Source organism: Aneurinibacillus thermoaerophilus, assembly GCF_019603355.1.
Taxonomy (GTDB): Bacteria; Bacillota; Bacilli; order Aneurinibacillales; family Aneurinibacillaceae; genus Aneurinibacillus; species Aneurinibacillus thermoaerophilus.
The window spans coordinates 2,182,543-2,199,466 of sequence record NZ_CP080764.1 but is presented as its reverse complement, the minus strand read 5'-3'; the positions used below and the strand labels follow the sequence as shown (position 1 = coordinate 2,199,466).

Sequence of the window (16,924 nt, the reverse complement as noted above, 5' to 3'; positions counted from 1 at the left end):
GGAGTGGGCGTATGATGGCGCGAAAACCTAAGAAACAAATTGATATGAATAAATGGAAACGGTGGCGGGAAGAAGGGGATCGGCAGGCAGAAATTGAATTAATTGAGGAGTATCTACCGCTGGTTAACTACGTTGCTAACAGGTTGTCCATCGGCTTGCCGGATATCGTGGACAGAGATGATTTAATTAGCTTTGGTCGCTTGGGCTTGTTAGACGCTTTAAAGAGATTTGATTATACGCGCGGGCTTCAATTTGAAACGTATGGAATGTGGAGGATCCGGGGGGCGATGATTGATGGCTTGCGTGAGAATGATGTGCTTCCCCGTTCTATCCGCGATAAAGCGAAAAAAATCGAAGAGGCGTATGCACAATTGGAGCAGCAATATCTTAGATCCGCTACCGATGAGGAGGTAAGCAGGCATCTAAATATGTCCGTAGAGGAACTGAATCAGATATTGCAGGATGTAGCATTCGCTTCCATGTTTTCACTAGATGAGCCGATTCAGGACGAAGAGGATCAGAAGCATTCCCGGCAATCGGTGATTATTGATGAGCAAGCAGAGAGACCGGAGGCGGCGCTTCACAGGGAACAAAGGAAACAAATTCTCGCGGAAGCCATTGATCGCCTTCCGCCAAAAGAAAGAACAATTGTCGCGTTGTTTTACTATGAGGAATGCTCTTTAACGGAGATTGCGGAAATCATGGGGCTGTCCGCCTCGCGTATTTCCCAGCTGCATTCCAAAGCTATTTTTCGGATGCGGGGAGCGTTGCAGCGGGCGAGAGATTACTTATTAAATGAGTAAAAGGGGGAGAAGGAGTTTGAATATGGAAGAATCAGAAAGTAAAGTAGAGCAAACTTCTACCTCAGAAGCGCTGGCGGATATGGTGAAAATCAAGATTTCCAAAGATAAAATGGAAGCAACCATGGAATTGTTTTTGGAAGATAAAATAAATGTCACATATGAAGAACTTCTGGCGATTTTACACCGTAACCGTGTTACATTTGGAATTGATGATGAGCTGCTTCGGCAAGTCGTCGAAAATCCTTACCTTTATACAGGAAAAAGGTTGATCGTTGCGCGTGGAAATCCGCCGGTTGCCGGCAAAGATGGTTCTATCGAACTTCTTGTGCGTTCGTCCGGCAAAAAAGGCCCGCAGGAGCGCGAAGACGGAAGTGTCGACTATTATAGCGTTCTGGAATTGCTAAATGTTAAAAAAGGACAGTTGCTTGCTAAGAAAATTCCACCGACCAAAGGGCAACCGGGAACAAATGTTAGCGGGGAGAGCGTGCGGAGCAAAGATGGGAAAGAAGCGCGTTTTCGAATCGGAAAAAATGTGTTGCTTGATCAAGATAAGATGCGTGCTTACGCTGCGATAGATGGCCAGCTTTCTATGACTGGAAGAGGAAGGCTGAATGTTCTTCCGGTGTTTGAAGTAAAAGAGGACGTGGATTTCAGCGTTGGAAATATTGACTTTATCGGCAATGTGATTGTACATGGAAACGTGCACCCTGGTTTTACCATTCGGGCGGGAGGCGATATCCGGATCGCTGGTACTGTGGAAAGAGCAACGTTGGAAGCGAAAGGAACCATTGAAATCAGGGGAGGTGTTATCGGTCATCATAAAGGGACAATTACAGCAGGCGTTGATGTGAAAACAAGCTTTATTCAGAGTGCGGTTGTCAAAGCAGAAAATGATGTCATTGTGTCACAGGTCATTATGCACAGCAACGTGAGCGCGGGTCGTGACATTATCTGTAGGTCGACGAAAGGTCTGATTGTCGGTGGGATCGTGCAGGCCGGGCAGAAGGTTGTGGCTAACATTATCGGCAATGCCACGAATACTCCGACCACCGTTGAAGTAGGGACGAATCCTCAATTGCGTGAAGAATTGCACACTTTGCGGAAAGACATAAAAGAATGTATGGAGTCGATTGAAAAGTCGGCTCAGGGGCTTCGTTTTATTGACCGATTGGCGATGCAAGGGAAGCTTACTCCTGAGAAGCAGGCCATGCAAATCAAGCTCAAAAACACTAAACTATTGGCTGAAAAGAAACTGGCTCAGGCAAAAGAAAGAATGGATGAAATCGAAGCAAAATTAAATGGAATGGAAAATGCACGGGTGGAATGTCGTCATGTTATGTACAGCGGAACCAAGTTAGTTTTTGGTAATGCGGTGCGGTTCATTAAGGATAATTGTAGCAAAGTCGCATTCATTCTTGGAGAAGACGGTCAGATTACCTCAACGCTGTTGGAAAGCAAATAAGGGAAAGAAGGGACTCGGATGACGTTACGCGCCCTAGAATTGCAAATTGCGATTCCACGTATGCAGGATATTGGAAAAATTCAGGAGCATTTGAAGGAAAGACCTCAGCAGGAGCAGATGAATCTTAGTTTAGAGCGGGAACAAAAAGATGAAGTGAACCGAACGCGTGTGGCAAAAGCAGAAGAAGCGGTTGAAAGCCGTGTGGCCCGTGACGGAAAGCAAGGAGCTGATTACAGGGGACAGGACGAAGCTAAAAAGCGCAGGCGAAAAAAGAAATTCATTCAGAGTGAAAAGCAAAACCTGCATCCTTATAAAGGACATAGTTTGGATATTTCGCTTTAGATTCCCTTTAATCTTTTGATATTCGTTGTGTAGTAAGAGAGAGGAAATACAGAGGGACGCCAAAGGAACTCATAAAATATCCAAGAATATTTGTATAGTTGGTGAATGTGCATGGTTGAAATTTGGCTTTCCGGTCTTACTGTTGTTATGCTGCTGATAGTGCTGCGTCTTTTGAAAAACAGTGGGGGAGGATCGCAGAACACGGCAGATGAAGAGAGGCTTCAAACATTGATCACCGAGTTTGATCAAGAAAATAAGGAGCTTGTACGTTCGATTGCCCAGTTAAAACGGACGACGGATTTAGAATTGACCGGAGTGAAAGAAGAACTGAAAACGCTTCAGGAACAAGTAAAGGCGCTTACGAGGCAAAATGAGCAGTTGCGACAGTCGCTATCTTCGCTTCAATATCACCATCAAGCTGGTCTCTCAAGTGGTGTAATGTTTTCCGGTTCGACTTCTATTCCTGTTTTTTTGAAGGATGACTACAAAGACATCCCCGATCTATACGTGCAGGGGATGTCTTCGCATGATATCGCCCGCAAGCTCGGGATCGGCAACGGAGAAGTTGAGATGGTATTGCAAATGTTGAAAAAACAAGGTTTTCTTTCCTAAAATATAGCCTTGCTTCATTTGTCATAAAATTTTCTTGACGGCTTGTTGCATTTTTTTAACACCTATGGTATATTTACAGACGGTGTAAAAATACACACGTTCTTCAATTTGGGTGAGGGTGCTTGCGCTTTCAGGTGTGAGTCTCATCTAAAAATGCGAAGGGCGGAGGAATTTTTAAAAACCATTTAAGGAGGTGTCGTTGAAGATGGCAGTAATTTCTATGAAGCAATTACTGGAAGCCGGTGTACACTTTGGTCACCAGACTCGTCGTTGGAACCCAAAGATGGCCCGCTATATCTTCACGGAGCGTAACGGAATTTATATCATTGACCTGCAAAAAACTGTGAAAAAAGTGGAGGAAGCATACAACTTTGTTCGTGAGTTGGCTGCTTCTGGAGGTAAAATCCTGTTTGTAGGTACAAAAAAGCAAGCGCAGGAATCTGTAGCTGAAGAAGCTGAACGCTGCGGTATGTACTACATCAACCAGCGCTGGTTAGGTGGTACGCTGACGAACTTCGCTACAATCCAAAAACGCGTAGCACGTCTTCACCAACTGGAAGAAATGGAGAACGACGGCACTTTTGAAATTCTTCCGAAAAAAGAAGTGATTTTGCTTCGTAAAGAAAAAGAGCGCCTGGAGAAATTCCTCGGCGGTATTAGGAACATGAAAGAACTTCCGGATGCGATTTTCGTAATCGATCCCCGCAAAGAGCGCATTGCAGTTGCTGAAGCTCGCAAGCTTGGTATCCCGATCGTTGGTATCGTTGATACAAACTGTGATCCGGATGAAATTGATTACGTAATTCCTGGTAACGATGACGCGATTCGCGCTGTGAAACTGCTCACTGCAAAAATGGCAGACGCGGTGCTCGAAGCGAACCAGGGTTCTGGTGAAGAGGTCGCAGCTACTGTATAAGTTCCGCAAGCAATGTAAGGGTGGGCGGAGGGTGTAACCTTTCTCCACCCTTTTGTTACACTAAGAACATGAAGCACAACATAAGTGTATCCTTTTATTTTCTGAACATAACTAAGGTGTAGGAGGATTTTCTCATGGCGATTACTGCAAGCATGGTAAAAGAACTGCGCGAAAGAACAGGCGCGGGCATGATGGATTGTAAAAAAGCGCTGCAAGAAGCGAATGGAGACATGGAAAAAGCGATTGACATTCTTCGTGAGAAAGGAATCGCAAAAGCCGCGAAAAAATCTGACCGGATCGCTGCCGAGGGTCTCACTGCTGTGGCTGTTCAGGGAAATGCGGCTTGCATTGTAGAGGTAAACTCTGAAACAGATTTCGTAGCTAAGAATGAACAATTTCAAAGCTTTGTAAAAGACATTACAGAACATCTTTTGAGCCAGCGTCCGACGAACGTAGAGGAAGCGCTTGAACAACCGTTCAAGGGAGAAGGCGCAAAACTGCAAGATGTGCTGAATGAGAAAATCGCTACCATTGGCGAAAACATGAACATTCGCCGTTTTGAAATTCTTGAGAAGCCGGAAGGTAATCTGTTCGGGCAATATTTACATATGGGTGGCCGCATCGGCGTGCTGGTTGAACTTGCAAACACGACAAATGAAGAATTGGCCAAAGATATTGCGATGCAAATCGCGGCTGCGCGTCCGACTTACGTAACTCGCGACCAAGTAGACGCGAAAGAACTTGAAAGAGAACGTGAAGTTTTGACAGCGCAAGCGCTTAACGAAGGCAAACCGGAAAATATTGTGCAAAAAATGGTGGAAGGCCGCCTGAACAAGTATTATGAAGAAGTTTGCCTTGTCGAGCAAGCATTCGTGAAAGATCCTGATAAGAAAGTAAAAGATTTGCTGAAAGCTGAAAACGCGGAAGTTGTGCGTTTCGTTCGCTATGAAGTGGGCGAGGGCATCGAGAAAAAAGCTGATAACTTCGTGGAAGAAGTAATGGCGCAAACGAAAAAACAATAATGCCTAATGACCGAATAGGGAACACACCGTGTTCCCTATTTTATAAACTGCTGAAAAGCAGGAATTTGCCTTTGTATTCACGAAGAATTTAAAAAGGATTGGAGTTGTTTTTCAATGCCACTTCCCGCGTATAAGCGTGTTGTATTAAAATTAAGCGGAGAGGCCCTCGCCGGAAATGTGGGGTATGGGATCGATTCCGACGTAATTACATCCATTTCCCATCAAATCAAAGAAATCGTGGAGCTTGGCGTGCAGGTTGCCATTGTGGTCGGGGGTGGAAATATTTGGCGTGGCCTTGCTGGAAGCGCTAAGGGCATTGACCGTACAACCGCCGATTATATGGGAATGCTTGCTACGGTTATGAATAGCTTGGCACTGCAGGATGGTCTTGAGAAAGTAGGCGTTCCGACACGCGTGCAAACCTCGATCGAAATGCGGCAAGTTGCCGAACCTTACATAAGAAGAAAAGCCGTGCGCCATCTGGAAAAAAACCGTGTCGTGATTTTCGCGGCCGGTACGGGTAATCCTTATTTCTCTACCGATACAACAGCGGCGTTGCGTGCGGCTGAAATTGAAGCGGAAGTTATCCTTATGGCCAAAAACAAAGTGGACGGGGTATATTCTGCCGATCCGGTGCTTGACCCCAACGCCGTGAAATACGAAACACTTACGTTCCTCGAAGTGTTAAATAAGGGATTGGGCGTGATGGATTCCACCGCTTCAAGCCTGTGCATGGATAACAATATTCCGCTTATTGTTTTCTCGATTCTTGAAGAGGGGAATATTAAGCGAGTGATTATGGGCGAAAAAATCGGTACGATTGTGAAAGGAGAATAGCGACGATGCCACAGCAAGTAATAAAAGAAGCCGAAGAAAGAATGGATAAAGCGATCGCTTCTTTAAAACGCGAGTTGTCAACTCTGCGTGCCGGTAGAGCGACTCCGGCTTTGCTTGATAAAGTAATGGTTGATTACTACGGCTCTCAAGTACCGGTGAACCAGACTGCGAATATTAGTACGCCGGAGCCGCGCTTGATTGTTATCCAGCCGTGGGAAAAAAGCATGCTGGGACCGATTGAAAAAGCGATTCTTAAATCCGAACTTGGATTGACGCCGACAAACGACGGAAACGTCATCCGTATCGCGATTCCGCCGTTAACAGAACAACGCCGGACGGAGCTGGTGAAACTGGCGAAAAAAGAGGGCGAGGAAGCGAAAATCGCCATCCGCAACATTCGCCGAGATGCCAACGATGCAATTAAGAAAATGGAGAAAAACGGCGAAATTACGGAAGACGACATGAAGCATAATCAGGATTTGGTGCAAAAAGTAACGGATAAACATGTGAATCTGGTGGATCAAATCGTTTCTGAAAAAGAAAAAGAAATCATGGAAGTGTAACGCGTAAACCCCCTCTTCGATGAGGGGGTTTATGATATATTCCTTTGTACGGGGGAACGTACGTATGCTTAATAAACTAACCAGGTGGATGCAAAGAAGTGAAGAAGATTCTCTGCCGGGCGAATGGAATCTGAACCCGCATAACATTCCGAAGCATGTGGCCATTATCATGGATGGAAACGGCAGATGGGCGAAGCAGCGCGCTTTGCCGCGCGTAGCTGGGCATCGAGCCGGGATGAAGACAGTGAAAGAAATTACGAAAGCAGCGGACGAAATTGGGATTGAAGTGCTGACGTTGTACGCTTTTTCAACGGAGAATTGGAAGCGCCCCGCGGATGAAGTTGAATATTTGATGCGCCTGCCACAGGAGTATCTGGCAACAGAACTGAAAGAACTGATTGAGCGCAATGTGCAGGTGCGCATGGTGGGATATGAGGAAAGTCTCCCCGAATATACGTTGAAAGCGGTTCGTGAAGCAAGGGAAAAAACACGCCACAATACCGGGCTGATTTTGAATTTTGCGCTGAATTACGGTAGCCGTGCGGAAATGGTCACGGCCGTGAAGCAAATCGTGCAGGAAGTGCAAGAAGGTAAATTGGATATAGAGCAGATTAATGAAGAGATGTTTGGCTCTTACCTGACTACAAGAGGACTGCCTGATCCTGACTTGCTTATCAGAACAAGCGGCGAGCTTCGTCTGAGTAATTTTATGCTATGGCAGCTTGCGTACAGTGAATTCTGGTTTAGCGACGTGTATTGGCCTGATTTTTCCCGGAACCATTTTTTTGAGGCTATTAAAGCGTATCAGCAGCGCAACAGAAGATACGGAGCGCTAACGTAACAGCGGGCGCGCCGGATAAGAGGTGGAACGCTTGAAAACACGGGTAATTACAGGGATTTTTGGAGGGGCAGGCTTTCTTCTTGTTGTTTATCAGGGGGGAATTTGGTATACTGCCCTTGTTTTTTTTCTTGCTACGCTTGCATATTATGAGCTCATTTGCATGAACCGAATCCGCCTGGTGGATTGGCATGGGCTGACAGGCCTTGTTTTTCTTTGGGTTTTGCTTTTCCCAAATGTAGTATGGGATGAAAAAATGTTGCGCGGCGATGTCGTGTTCCTGTTTGTATTAGCGTTTTTGTTTATTACCGTTGCCTCTAAAAACCGTGTCGAATACCACCAGGTCGCTTACCTTTTGTTTAGCGCGTTTTATTTGGGCATCGGGTTCCATTTTATGAATGAAACCCGGATTACAAACGGGCTGATGGTGACACTGGCTATTTTATTCAGTACGTGGGCGACGGACACAGGCGCCTACTTCGTCGGAAAAGCGCGGGGAAAAACGAAGCTATGGCCATCTATCAGCCCGAACAAAACGGTGGAAGGTGCCCTTGGCGGAGTGATATTGGCTATTCTTACGATGGTTATTTTTTCCCTCGTAACAGATTCACTGACGCTTCCGCGCGCTGTGCTGATCGCATTTATTATTTCGATAAGCGGCCAGATTGGTGATCTAATGGAATCGGCCATCAAGCGTACGCTGAACGTTAAGGACTCGGGTACAATTCTGCCCGGTCATGGGGGCGTGCTTGACAGGTTTGACAGTTTAATCATTGTCTTCCCTGTTCTGCATTTGCTTCATTTGTTATAAAATGAGAAAAAGAGAGAAAGAAGGTAGACCATCCATAGGAGGAAATATGAAAAAAATCGCCATCCTAGGTTCTACAGGATCAATAGGGACACAGGCGCTCGATGTGGTACGGCAGCATCCGGAGCGCTTTTCCGTTGCGGCACTCGCGGCGGGACAAAACATTGGGCTTTTGGCCGAGCAGGCCAGAGAATTTAAGCCGCGTATTGTTTCGGTAAGTACAAAAGAACTGGCTGAAAACATTAAACTGCAACTGCCTTCTGAAATTCAGGTAACATGGGGAGAAGAAGGAGCCTTTGCTGTAGCGACTCATCCTGACGCAACTTTTGTCATTTCTGCTATGGTAGGCAGCGCAGGTCTAGCGCCGACGCTCGCCGCCATTGAAGCGGGGAAGTGCATTGGCCTGGCCAATAAGGAAACGCTGGTTACCGCCGGCCATATTGTGATGCAAAAAGCGAAAACGCGTGACGTTTCCGTCATTCCGATAGATAGCGAGCATTCCGCCATTTTCCAATGTTTACAGGGAGAAGATAGAAGGACGATAAAACGCCTGATTATTACTGCATCTGGCGGATCTTTTCGCGATTTAAGCCGGGATCAGCTTCGGAATGTAACCGTGGAACAGGCGCTTGCCCATCCAAATTGGAGCATGGGGGCTAAAATTACAATCGATTCGGCTACAATGATGAATAAAGGGCTGGAGATTATCGAAGCCCACTGGCTGTTTGATTTGCCGTACTCGAAAATCGACACGATTCTCCATAAAGAAAGCATTATTCATTCCATGGTGGAGTTTACGGATCGAGCGGTAATGGCCCAGCTGGGGACACCCGATATGCGCATTCCGATTCAATATGCGCTTAGCTATCCAGAAAGGGTGCCGCTGGAAACGGAACCGTTAGACCTCGTAAAAATTTCTAGCCTTCATTTTGCGACGCTGGATTTTGAGCGTTACCCCTGTCTTCGTTTTGCTTATGAAGCGGGCCGAATAGGCGGTACGATGCCGACTGTGTTGAACGCTGCTAATGAAGTCGCAGTAGCGAGATTTTTACGTAAGGAAATTCCGTTTCTGGCCATTGAGGATACGATCGCGCACGTGATGGCAAAGCACCAGGTCGCGGAACATCCGAACCTGGATGAGATTTTTGAGGCGGACATGTGGGCGCGTCAGGTAGCGACGCAGTATCAACCGGTCTAATAGAAAGGTCAAACAATCAGGAAAGGTGGAACCCCGTTGGTACAAGTTTTAGCCATTGTTCTTGTGTTCGGACTGTTAGTGTTTATTCATGAGTTAGGACATCTTCTTCTTGCCAAACGCGCAGGAATTTTATGTCGAGAATTCGCCATTGGCATGGGGCCGAAATTGTTTTCGTTTGTAAAGGGCGAAACGCGGTATACGCTTCGCCTGCTGCCGATTGGCGGATTCGTGCGCATGGCCGGAGAGGATCCGGAAGTGATTGAGATTCATCACGGACAAGATGTAGGCCTTACGTTTGACAAAGACGGGAAAGTGACGCACATTATTCTTACGAACATCCGCAATCACCCGGAAGCGACTGTAGTGACGGTGAAAGAAGCTGATTTGGAGCATCAGCTGTTGATCCGGGGGATAGAGGACGGGGAAGAAGTGAGTTATCCTGTCCATCCGAAAGCGGTGATTTTGCAGCATAACCAAGAGACGCAGATCGCGCCTTATGATCGTCAGTTTGGCAGCAAAACGGTAGGACAACGCGCGGCTGCCATTTTTGCAGGACCGCTGGCTAATTTTTTGCTTGCGTTTGTATTGCTTACTGGATTGGGACTGGCTTACGGCGTTCCTGTAGATAAACCGATCATCGGGCAGACGATCCCGGATCAGCCAGCGGCGCAGGCCGGCTTGAAACAAGGGGATAAAGTGCTGTCCGTGGCCGGCAAGCCGATGAATACGTGGAAAGATATTGTTCAAATTGTGAGTGCATCACCCGGAAAAGAGCTAACTTTTGTTATTGAGCGAGAGGGAGAACAGTTTTCCGTGCCTGTTACCCCGGTGAAAGAGGGAGAGATCGGGAAGATCGGCGTGTATTCGCCGACATCCAAATCTCCGCTCGGCGCAGCCAAGTACGGGGCGGTAACGACATACGAGTTTTCCAAATTGATTTACCAAATGCTTGGTAAATTGTTTACCGGTCAAGTTCCGGTACAGGAGCTGTCGGGGCCGGTGGGGATTTTCAATTATACCTACAAAGCAGCGGAAAACGGGCTTGTCGTTCTTGTTCAGTGGGCGGCAGCGCTTAGTGTGAACTTAGGGATCATGAATTTGCTTCCGTTGCCGGCGCTCGATGGAGGAAGGCTGGTGTTTATTGGGATTGAAGCGTTGCGGGGACGACCGATTGACCCGCAAAAAGAAGGCATGGTTCATTTCCTTGGCTTTGCTTTCCTAATGGTGCTTATTCTCGTGGTAACATGGAACGACATTCAACGTTTCTTTTAATAAAACCATCATGTTTTGTCAGTTACAAGCCCCGGTATGAAAGCAACATATTCATGCTGTCATCCATTTTCACAGAAGTTACAAGTCGTATTTATGAGGAGGTAGAGTGTTGTGAAGCAATCCAAACTATTTCTCCCGACGCTTCGGGAGGTGCCGGCAGAGGCGGAAATTGCAAGCCACCAGCTAATGGTGCGCGCGGGGCTGATGCGTCAGCTTGTATCTGGCGTTTATACATATTTGCCGCTTGGACTTAGAGTTCTGCGCAAGGTGCAGGAGATCGTCCGCGAAGAGATGGATAGAGCAGGTGCGCAGGAAATTTCCATGCCGGCCATTCAACCCGCTGAATTATGGCAGGAAACAGGACGCTGGGATGCCTATGGCCCTGAATTAATGCGCCTCAAAGATCGCCATCATCGCGACTTTGTGCTCGGTCCGACGCATGAAGAGGTTGTGACCAGCCTTGTGCGGGATAACTTGAATACGTACAAAAAATTGCCGATTAACCTTTATCAAATTCAAACAAAATACCGTGACGAGGTGCGGCCACGCTTTGGGGTCATTCGTTCCCGCGAATTTATCATGAAGGACGCATACAGTTTTGATGTAAGCCGGGAAGGGTTGGACAAAAGCTACCAAAGCATGTACGATGCGTACACCCGCATCTTTACGCGGGCCGGGCTTACATTCCGGGCGGTCGAAGCGGATGCGGGAGCCATTGGAGGCAAGGGCACGCATGAATTTATGGCGCTGTCTGAAATCGGGGAAGATACCATCGCCTATTGCACGTCTTGCGACTACGCGGCAAACCTTGAAAAGGCCGAAGTTGTGTACAAGCCTGTTGCAGAGCGTACTGTGACAGAAGCGCCGATGGAAAAAGTGCCGACACCGGGCGTGAAAACGATCGAACAACTAATGAATCATTTCAATATGGAAGCGCGTCAGTTTATTAAAGCGCTCGTCTTTAAAGCGGACGATCGCTTTGTTGTTGCCCTTGTGCGCGGGGATCATGAGCTGAACGATGTGAAACTGAAGAATCTTGTCGATGCCAACGTGCTAGCGATGGCAACGGAAGAAGAAATGAAGAAACTAGGCATTCCGCTCGGCTTTGTCGGTCCGTTCCATCTGCCGGAGGGAGTGGAAGTGTACGCTGACCTCGCTGTGCAGGATATGGGAAGTGCGGTTGCGGGCGCAAACGAAAAAGACTACCACTATACACATGTGGTGCCAGGTCGCGATTTTACGGTACAAGCGTATGCGGATTTGCGCAATATTGTAGAGGGCGATGAATGTTCGCGCTGTGGCGGCCATATAGCGTTTGCACGCGGAATCGAAGTGGGTCATGTCTTCAAGCTAGGTACACGCTACAGCGAGAAGATGGGCGCAAAGTTCCTCGATGAGAATGGCAAAGAGCAACCGATGATTATGGGATGCTATGGTATCGGCATTTCTCGTATGGTGGCTGCGTGCGTGGAGCAGAACCATGACGAAAACGGTATTATTTGGCCTTGGTCGCTGGCGCCGTACCACATCCATGTTGTGCCGGTCAATGTGAAAAATGAAGAACAAAAACAACTGGCAGAATCCATTTACGAAATGCTTGGGCGAGCGGGATATGAAGTGCTACTTGATGACCGTCCGGAGCGCGCTGGTGTAAAATTCAAAGACGCGGATCTCATCGGCTTGCCGATTCGTGTGACGGTGGGCGGCAAAGCCAGTGAGGGGATTGTGGAATGTAAGGTGCGTAAAACCGGTGAAAGCCAGGATGTGCATGTGGACGAACTTTTGGCCCATATTCAACACTTTGCTACTTCACTACAATAATAAATAAGAAGCGGACAGGGTACTCCTTTTTTGGGGTACCTGCTTACTCTTGCAGGAGGAAGGTGCTATCATGGGGAATCACTTGGCGAAGCAGGAGCGTTTTAACCTTTTGCTTCAACAATTGGCCATTCCGCCTGAATTTGTCGAGAAATATTTTGTCGGCGGCCTGATTGATAAAGTGGATGTCTACCGACAGGAAAAGCGCTGGCACTTTTTTTTTGAGCTTCCGGAACTTTTGCCGTTGAATGTATATCAGGCATTTTATGCTAAGCTAACGCAAACGTTCAGCAATATCGCCGCCGTTGATTGCGATATGCGCTACGCGCAGCCGGTTCCGTTAGCGGGTTTTGTCAAAGAATATTGGCCGCTCATCGTGGAGAAAGTAACACCTCACATCAACTCCACGGCAACCTATTTAAAGAACGCTACTTATGAGGTGGAAGATAACAAATTGAAGCTGGGCGTGCTTGACACGTTTGCGATAGAAAAAATGAAGCAGCGCAAAGTGGATGACTGGATTAACCAGACGGTAAAAAAGCTGTGCGGGGAATCGTTGGTGGTCACCTATTACGTGGCGCGAAACGAAGAAACGTATCAACAGTTCGTGGAGCAGCGGGAGGAAGAAGATAGAACCCGTGCGATGGAGGCGCTGCTTGAAAAGCAGAAAGAGAAAGAAAAAATCGAAGCGAGCAAAGAGGCTGCCGTGGCAGGGAATGAACTGCAAATCGGTTACGAAATCAAAGAAGAGCCAATCCCGATCCGTGAGATTCAAGAAGAGATGGGCCGCACGGTTATTCAGGGACTGGTGTTTGGTACGGATATTCGCGAACTGCGCAGCGGGCGCACGCTGTGTATGTTTAACATTACCGACTACACGGATTCCCTACAGGTAAAAGTTTTTGCCCGCGACAAAGAAGACGTGCCAAAGCTGATGGCGATTAAAAACGGCATCTGGGTCAAAGTACGTGGTACAATCCAAGAAGATACATTTGCACGTGAGCTTGTCATGACGGCAAAAGATATTGTCCAGGTGCAGCCGACCGCTTCCCGGATGGACAACGCCACGGAGAAGCGCGTAGAATTTCATTGTCATACCAACATGAGCGCGATGGATGGCGTTGCTTCAGCGGAACGGTTAATCAAGCAGGCAGCTGAATGGGGACACAAAGCGATTGCCATCACCGATCACGCAGTAGCGCAGGCATTTCCAGAGGCGTTTTCTGCTGCGAAGAAATACGGCATTAAAGTGATCTACGGTATGGAAGCGAACGTGGTGCCTGACTCTGCAGTGATCGTGCACCAGCCGCAGAGCAGGGAACTTGCAGACGATACGTATGTTATTTTCGACGTGGAGACGACCGGTCTTTCCGTTGTTAACAACACGATTATTGAGATTGCTGGCGTTAAAATGAAAAACGGTGAAATTATCGGCCGCTACGAATCGTTTGTCAATCCGCACGAGCCGATTCCGCTGAATATCCAGCAACTGACCAACATTACTGACGATATGGTAAAAGATGCCCCGGAACTTGATCAAGTCATTCGTGAGTTTGTCGACTTCGTCGGTGACGCGGTGCTTGTAGCGCATAATGCGAAGTTTGATATGGGTTTTTTGCAGGCAAGCTTAAAGAAGGTTGGTTTGCCTCCGATCGGGAATCCGTTCTTTGATACGCTCGAACTTGCACGATTTCTATACCCCGGCATGCGCAACCACCGGCTGAATACGCTTGCGGAAAAATTCAATGTTAGCTTAGAGAATCATCACCGCGCTGTGGATGATTCCGAAGCAACCGGTCATATCTTTTTTCATATGCTAAAAGACGTGCTGGCACAGGATATTACCAACTTGGACGATTTGAACAACCATGTTGGGCTTGATCTGCAAAATGCGCGTCCGTTCCATTGCAATATTTACGCGCTGAATGAGATAGGCAAGAAGAACCTGTATAAGCTCATTTCCTTGTCTCATACTGAATACTTGTACAAAACGCCGCGCATTCCGCGCGCGCAAATTCAAAAGCATCGAGAAGGTTTGCTGATTAGTTCAGGCTGCGAAAAAGGCGAATTTTTTGAAACGGTCTTGAATAAAAGCCAGGAAGAAGCGGAAGAAGTTGCCCGTTTCTATGACATCTTGGAAATTCAGCCGATTGAGATCAATCGCCATCTGATTGAAAAACAGTTGGTGCCGAACGAGGCGGCGCTAATGGAAGCAAACCGCAAAATCGTGGAAATTGGTGAGAAGCTTGGTATCCCGGTTATTGCGACAGGCAATGTGCACTATGTGCATCCTTACGAAAAAGATTACCGGGAGATTTTAATTCACGGCATTACCGGCTTCAGCCCGCTGAAAGAGCAGTACAAGCCGGATGCTCATTTCCGCACGACCGAAGAGATGCTGGAAGAGTTCAGGTATTTGGGCGAAGAAAAAGCGAAGGAAGTTGTTATTACGAACCCGAATATGCTGGCCGACCAGTTTGAAGAGCTGGAAATTATTCCGAAAGATTTGTACACTCCGAAAATCGAAGGAGCGGACGAAGAAATCCGCACGATGAGCTATAACAAAGCAAAAGAATTATATGGAGACCCGCTCCCGGAAATTGTGGAGAAACGGCTGGAAAAAGAATTAAACAGTATTATCACGCATGGATTTGCCGTTATTTATTTGATTTCGCACAAGCTTGTAAAAAAATCAATCGAAGACGGCTATCTTGTTGGTAGCCGGGGCTCGGTCGGTTCGTCATTTGTCGCCACTATGACGGAAATTACGGAAGTAAATCCACTGCCCCCGCATTACCGCTGTCCAGAGTGCAAGCATAGCGAATGGTTTACGAAAGGCGAGTATGGTTCCGGGTTTGACCTTCCATCTAAGGATTGTCCGAAATGCGGCACGACGATGGTAGGCGACGGCCACGATATTCCGTTCGAAACGTTCCTTGGGTTTAAAGGAGATAAAGTTCCCGATATCGACTTGAACTTCTCAGGGGAATATCAGCCGCACGCCCATAACTACACGAAAGTGTTGTTTGGCGAGGATTATGTGTATCGCGCGGGAACGATCGGTACAGTGGCTGAGAAAACGGCGTATGGCTTTGTCCGCAAATACGCAGAAGAAAAAGGAAAGAACTGGCGCAACGCTGAAATGAGTCGCCTTGCGGCCGGGTGTACAGGTGTTAAACGAACAACGGGTCAGCACCCCGGGGGGATTATCGTCGTACCGGATTACATGGAGATATATGACTTTTGCCCGATCCAGTATCCAGCGGACGATAAAAATGCGGAATGGCGTACAACCCATTACGACTTCCACTCCATCCACGATAACCTGCTCAAGCTGGATATTCTCGGTCACGACGATCCGACGGTGATTCGGATGCTGCAAGATTTGACAGGCCTTGATCCGAAAAAAATTCCAGTCTGCGATCCGAAGGTCATGAAGATTTTCAGTGGCACTGAAGTGCTAGGCGTAACGCCTGAACAAATTGAAAGCAATGTCGGAACACTTGGTATTCCGGAATTTGGAACAAAGTTTGTCCGTCAAATGCTCGAAGATACCCGTCCATCTACATTTGCGGAACTTGTGCAGATTTCCGGTCTGTCACACGGCACAGACGTATGGCTCAACAACGCCCAGGAACTTGTGCGCAATGGTACATGTGAATTAAAAGACGTGATCGGATGCCGCGATGATATTATGGTCTATCTTATGCACAAAGGGCTTGAGCCTTCGTTTGCGTTTAAAATCATGGAGTCCGTAAGGAAAGGGAAAGGTCTTACGCCGGAGATGGAAGAAGAAATGAAGAAACACAACGTGCCGGATTGGTACATCTGGTCATGCAAGCAGATTAAGTACATGTTCCCGAAAGCGCACGCGACAGCGTATGTACTGATGGCGGTGCGGATTGCGTACTTTAAAGTGTATTATCCGATTCATTTCTATGCGACGTATTTTACCGTACGTGCAGACGACTTTGATATTGAGCTTGCAGTGCAGGGTTCCGCTGCGATTCGTGCACGTATGAAAGAAATTGCTGAAAAAGGCAATGACGCGCAACCGAAGGAAAAATCGCTGTACACGGTGCTTGAGATGTGTCTGGAGATGTGTGAGCGCGGTTTCAGCTTTAAAAATGTTGATCTGTACCGCTCGGACGCCACTAGGTTTATTATTGACGGCAATAGTCTGATTCCGCCGTTTAACGCGCTGGCAGGCGTGGGTACAAGCGCCGCGATTAACATTGTTAAAGCACGCGAGGAAGGCGAATTTCTGTCGATTGAAGACTTGCAGCAACGCGCACGTTGCTCGCGTTCCGTTATCGAATTGCTACAGCAACAGGGATGCCTTGACAGTTTGCCGGAAACGAACCAGTTGTCCCTATTCTAAAGAACGGCAACGCTCCTTGTTGGCACGTTATAGATGGCACCTGTTGCCTGAA

At 47.4% G+C, this 16,924-nt stretch carries 14 protein-coding genes; all 14 read left to right on the top strand.

Annotated elements, in window-relative coordinates:
- Positions 1-14 precede the first annotated feature (14 nt).
- Positions 15-803 (top strand): FliA/WhiG family RNA polymerase sigma factor, encoded by a 789-nt coding sequence (locus K3F53_RS11480; protein ID WP_057900286.1) that lies wholly within the window; start codon positions 15-17, stop codon positions 801-803.
- 22 nt (positions 804-825) lie between these two features.
- Positions 826-2,265: a flagellar assembly protein A gene (locus K3F53_RS11475; RefSeq protein WP_057898430.1), complete on the top strand. Its 1,440-nt coding sequence runs from the start codon at positions 826-828 to the stop codon at positions 2,263-2,265.
- A gap of 18 nt (positions 2,266-2,283) precedes the next feature.
- Entirely contained in the window at positions 2,284-2,607 is a 324-nt protein-coding gene (locus K3F53_RS11470; RefSeq protein ID WP_057898431.1) for a hypothetical protein, read from the top strand.
- Between the two features lie 111 nt (positions 2,608-2,718).
- The gene (locus K3F53_RS11465; protein WP_057898432.1) at positions 2,719-3,219 is read left to right on the top strand and encodes a DUF6115 domain-containing protein; all 501 of its coding nucleotides are present in this window, start codon (positions 2,719-2,721) and stop codon (positions 3,217-3,219) included.
- Between the two features lie 205 nt (positions 3,220-3,424).
- Positions 3,425-4,135 (top strand): 30S ribosomal protein S2, encoded by a 711-nt coding sequence (rpsB, locus tag K3F53_RS11460; RefSeq protein ID WP_057898433.1) that lies wholly within the window; start codon positions 3,425-3,427, stop codon positions 4,133-4,135.
- A 134-nt stretch (positions 4,136-4,269) separates the two neighbouring features.
- A complete protein-coding gene (gene tsf, locus K3F53_RS11455) occupies positions 4,270-5,157 on the top strand; it encodes a translation elongation factor Ts (protein WP_057898434.1) in 888 nt (295 codons plus the stop codon).
- A 114-nt stretch (positions 5,158-5,271) separates the two neighbouring features.
- A complete protein-coding gene (gene pyrH / locus K3F53_RS11450; protein WP_057898435.1) occupies positions 5,272-5,994 on the top strand; it encodes a UMP kinase in 723 nt (240 codons plus the stop codon).
- 5 nt (positions 5,995-5,999) lie between these two features.
- Entirely contained in the window at positions 6,000-6,557 is a 558-nt protein-coding gene (gene frr, locus K3F53_RS11445; protein WP_057898436.1) for a ribosome recycling factor, read from the top strand.
- Between the two features lie 64 nt (positions 6,558-6,621).
- Entirely contained in the window at positions 6,622-7,398 is a 777-nt protein-coding gene (locus K3F53_RS11440; RefSeq protein WP_057900287.1) for an undecaprenyl pyrophosphate synthase, read from the top strand.
- Between the two features lie 31 nt (positions 7,399-7,429).
- Positions 7,430-8,206 (top strand): phosphatidate cytidylyltransferase, encoded by a 777-nt coding sequence (locus tag K3F53_RS11435; RefSeq protein WP_057898437.1) that lies wholly within the window; start codon positions 7,430-7,432, stop codon positions 8,204-8,206.
- Between the two features lie 46 nt (positions 8,207-8,252).
- On the top strand, positions 8,253-9,401 hold the full coding sequence (locus K3F53_RS11430; RefSeq protein ID WP_057898438.1) for a 1-deoxy-D-xylulose-5-phosphate reductoisomerase: 1,149 nt from the start codon (positions 8,253-8,255) through the stop codon (positions 9,399-9,401).
- A 36-nt stretch (positions 9,402-9,437) separates the two neighbouring features.
- The gene (rseP, locus tag K3F53_RS11425; protein WP_057898439.1) at positions 9,438-10,673 is read left to right on the top strand and encodes an RIP metalloprotease RseP; all 1,236 of its coding nucleotides are present in this window, start codon (positions 9,438-9,440) and stop codon (positions 10,671-10,673) included.
- A 111-nt stretch (positions 10,674-10,784) separates the two neighbouring features.
- Entirely contained in the window at positions 10,785-12,494 is a 1,710-nt protein-coding gene (locus K3F53_RS11420; protein WP_057898440.1) for a proline--tRNA ligase, read from the top strand.
- A gap of 70 nt (positions 12,495-12,564) precedes the next feature.
- Positions 12,565-16,872 carry a PolC-type DNA polymerase III gene (locus tag K3F53_RS11415; protein ID WP_091259637.1) on the top strand — a complete coding sequence of 1,436 codons (4,308 nt, stop codon included), beginning with the start codon at positions 12,565-12,567 and terminating at the stop codon, positions 16,870-16,872.
- Positions 16,873-16,924: the final 52 nt, after the last annotated feature.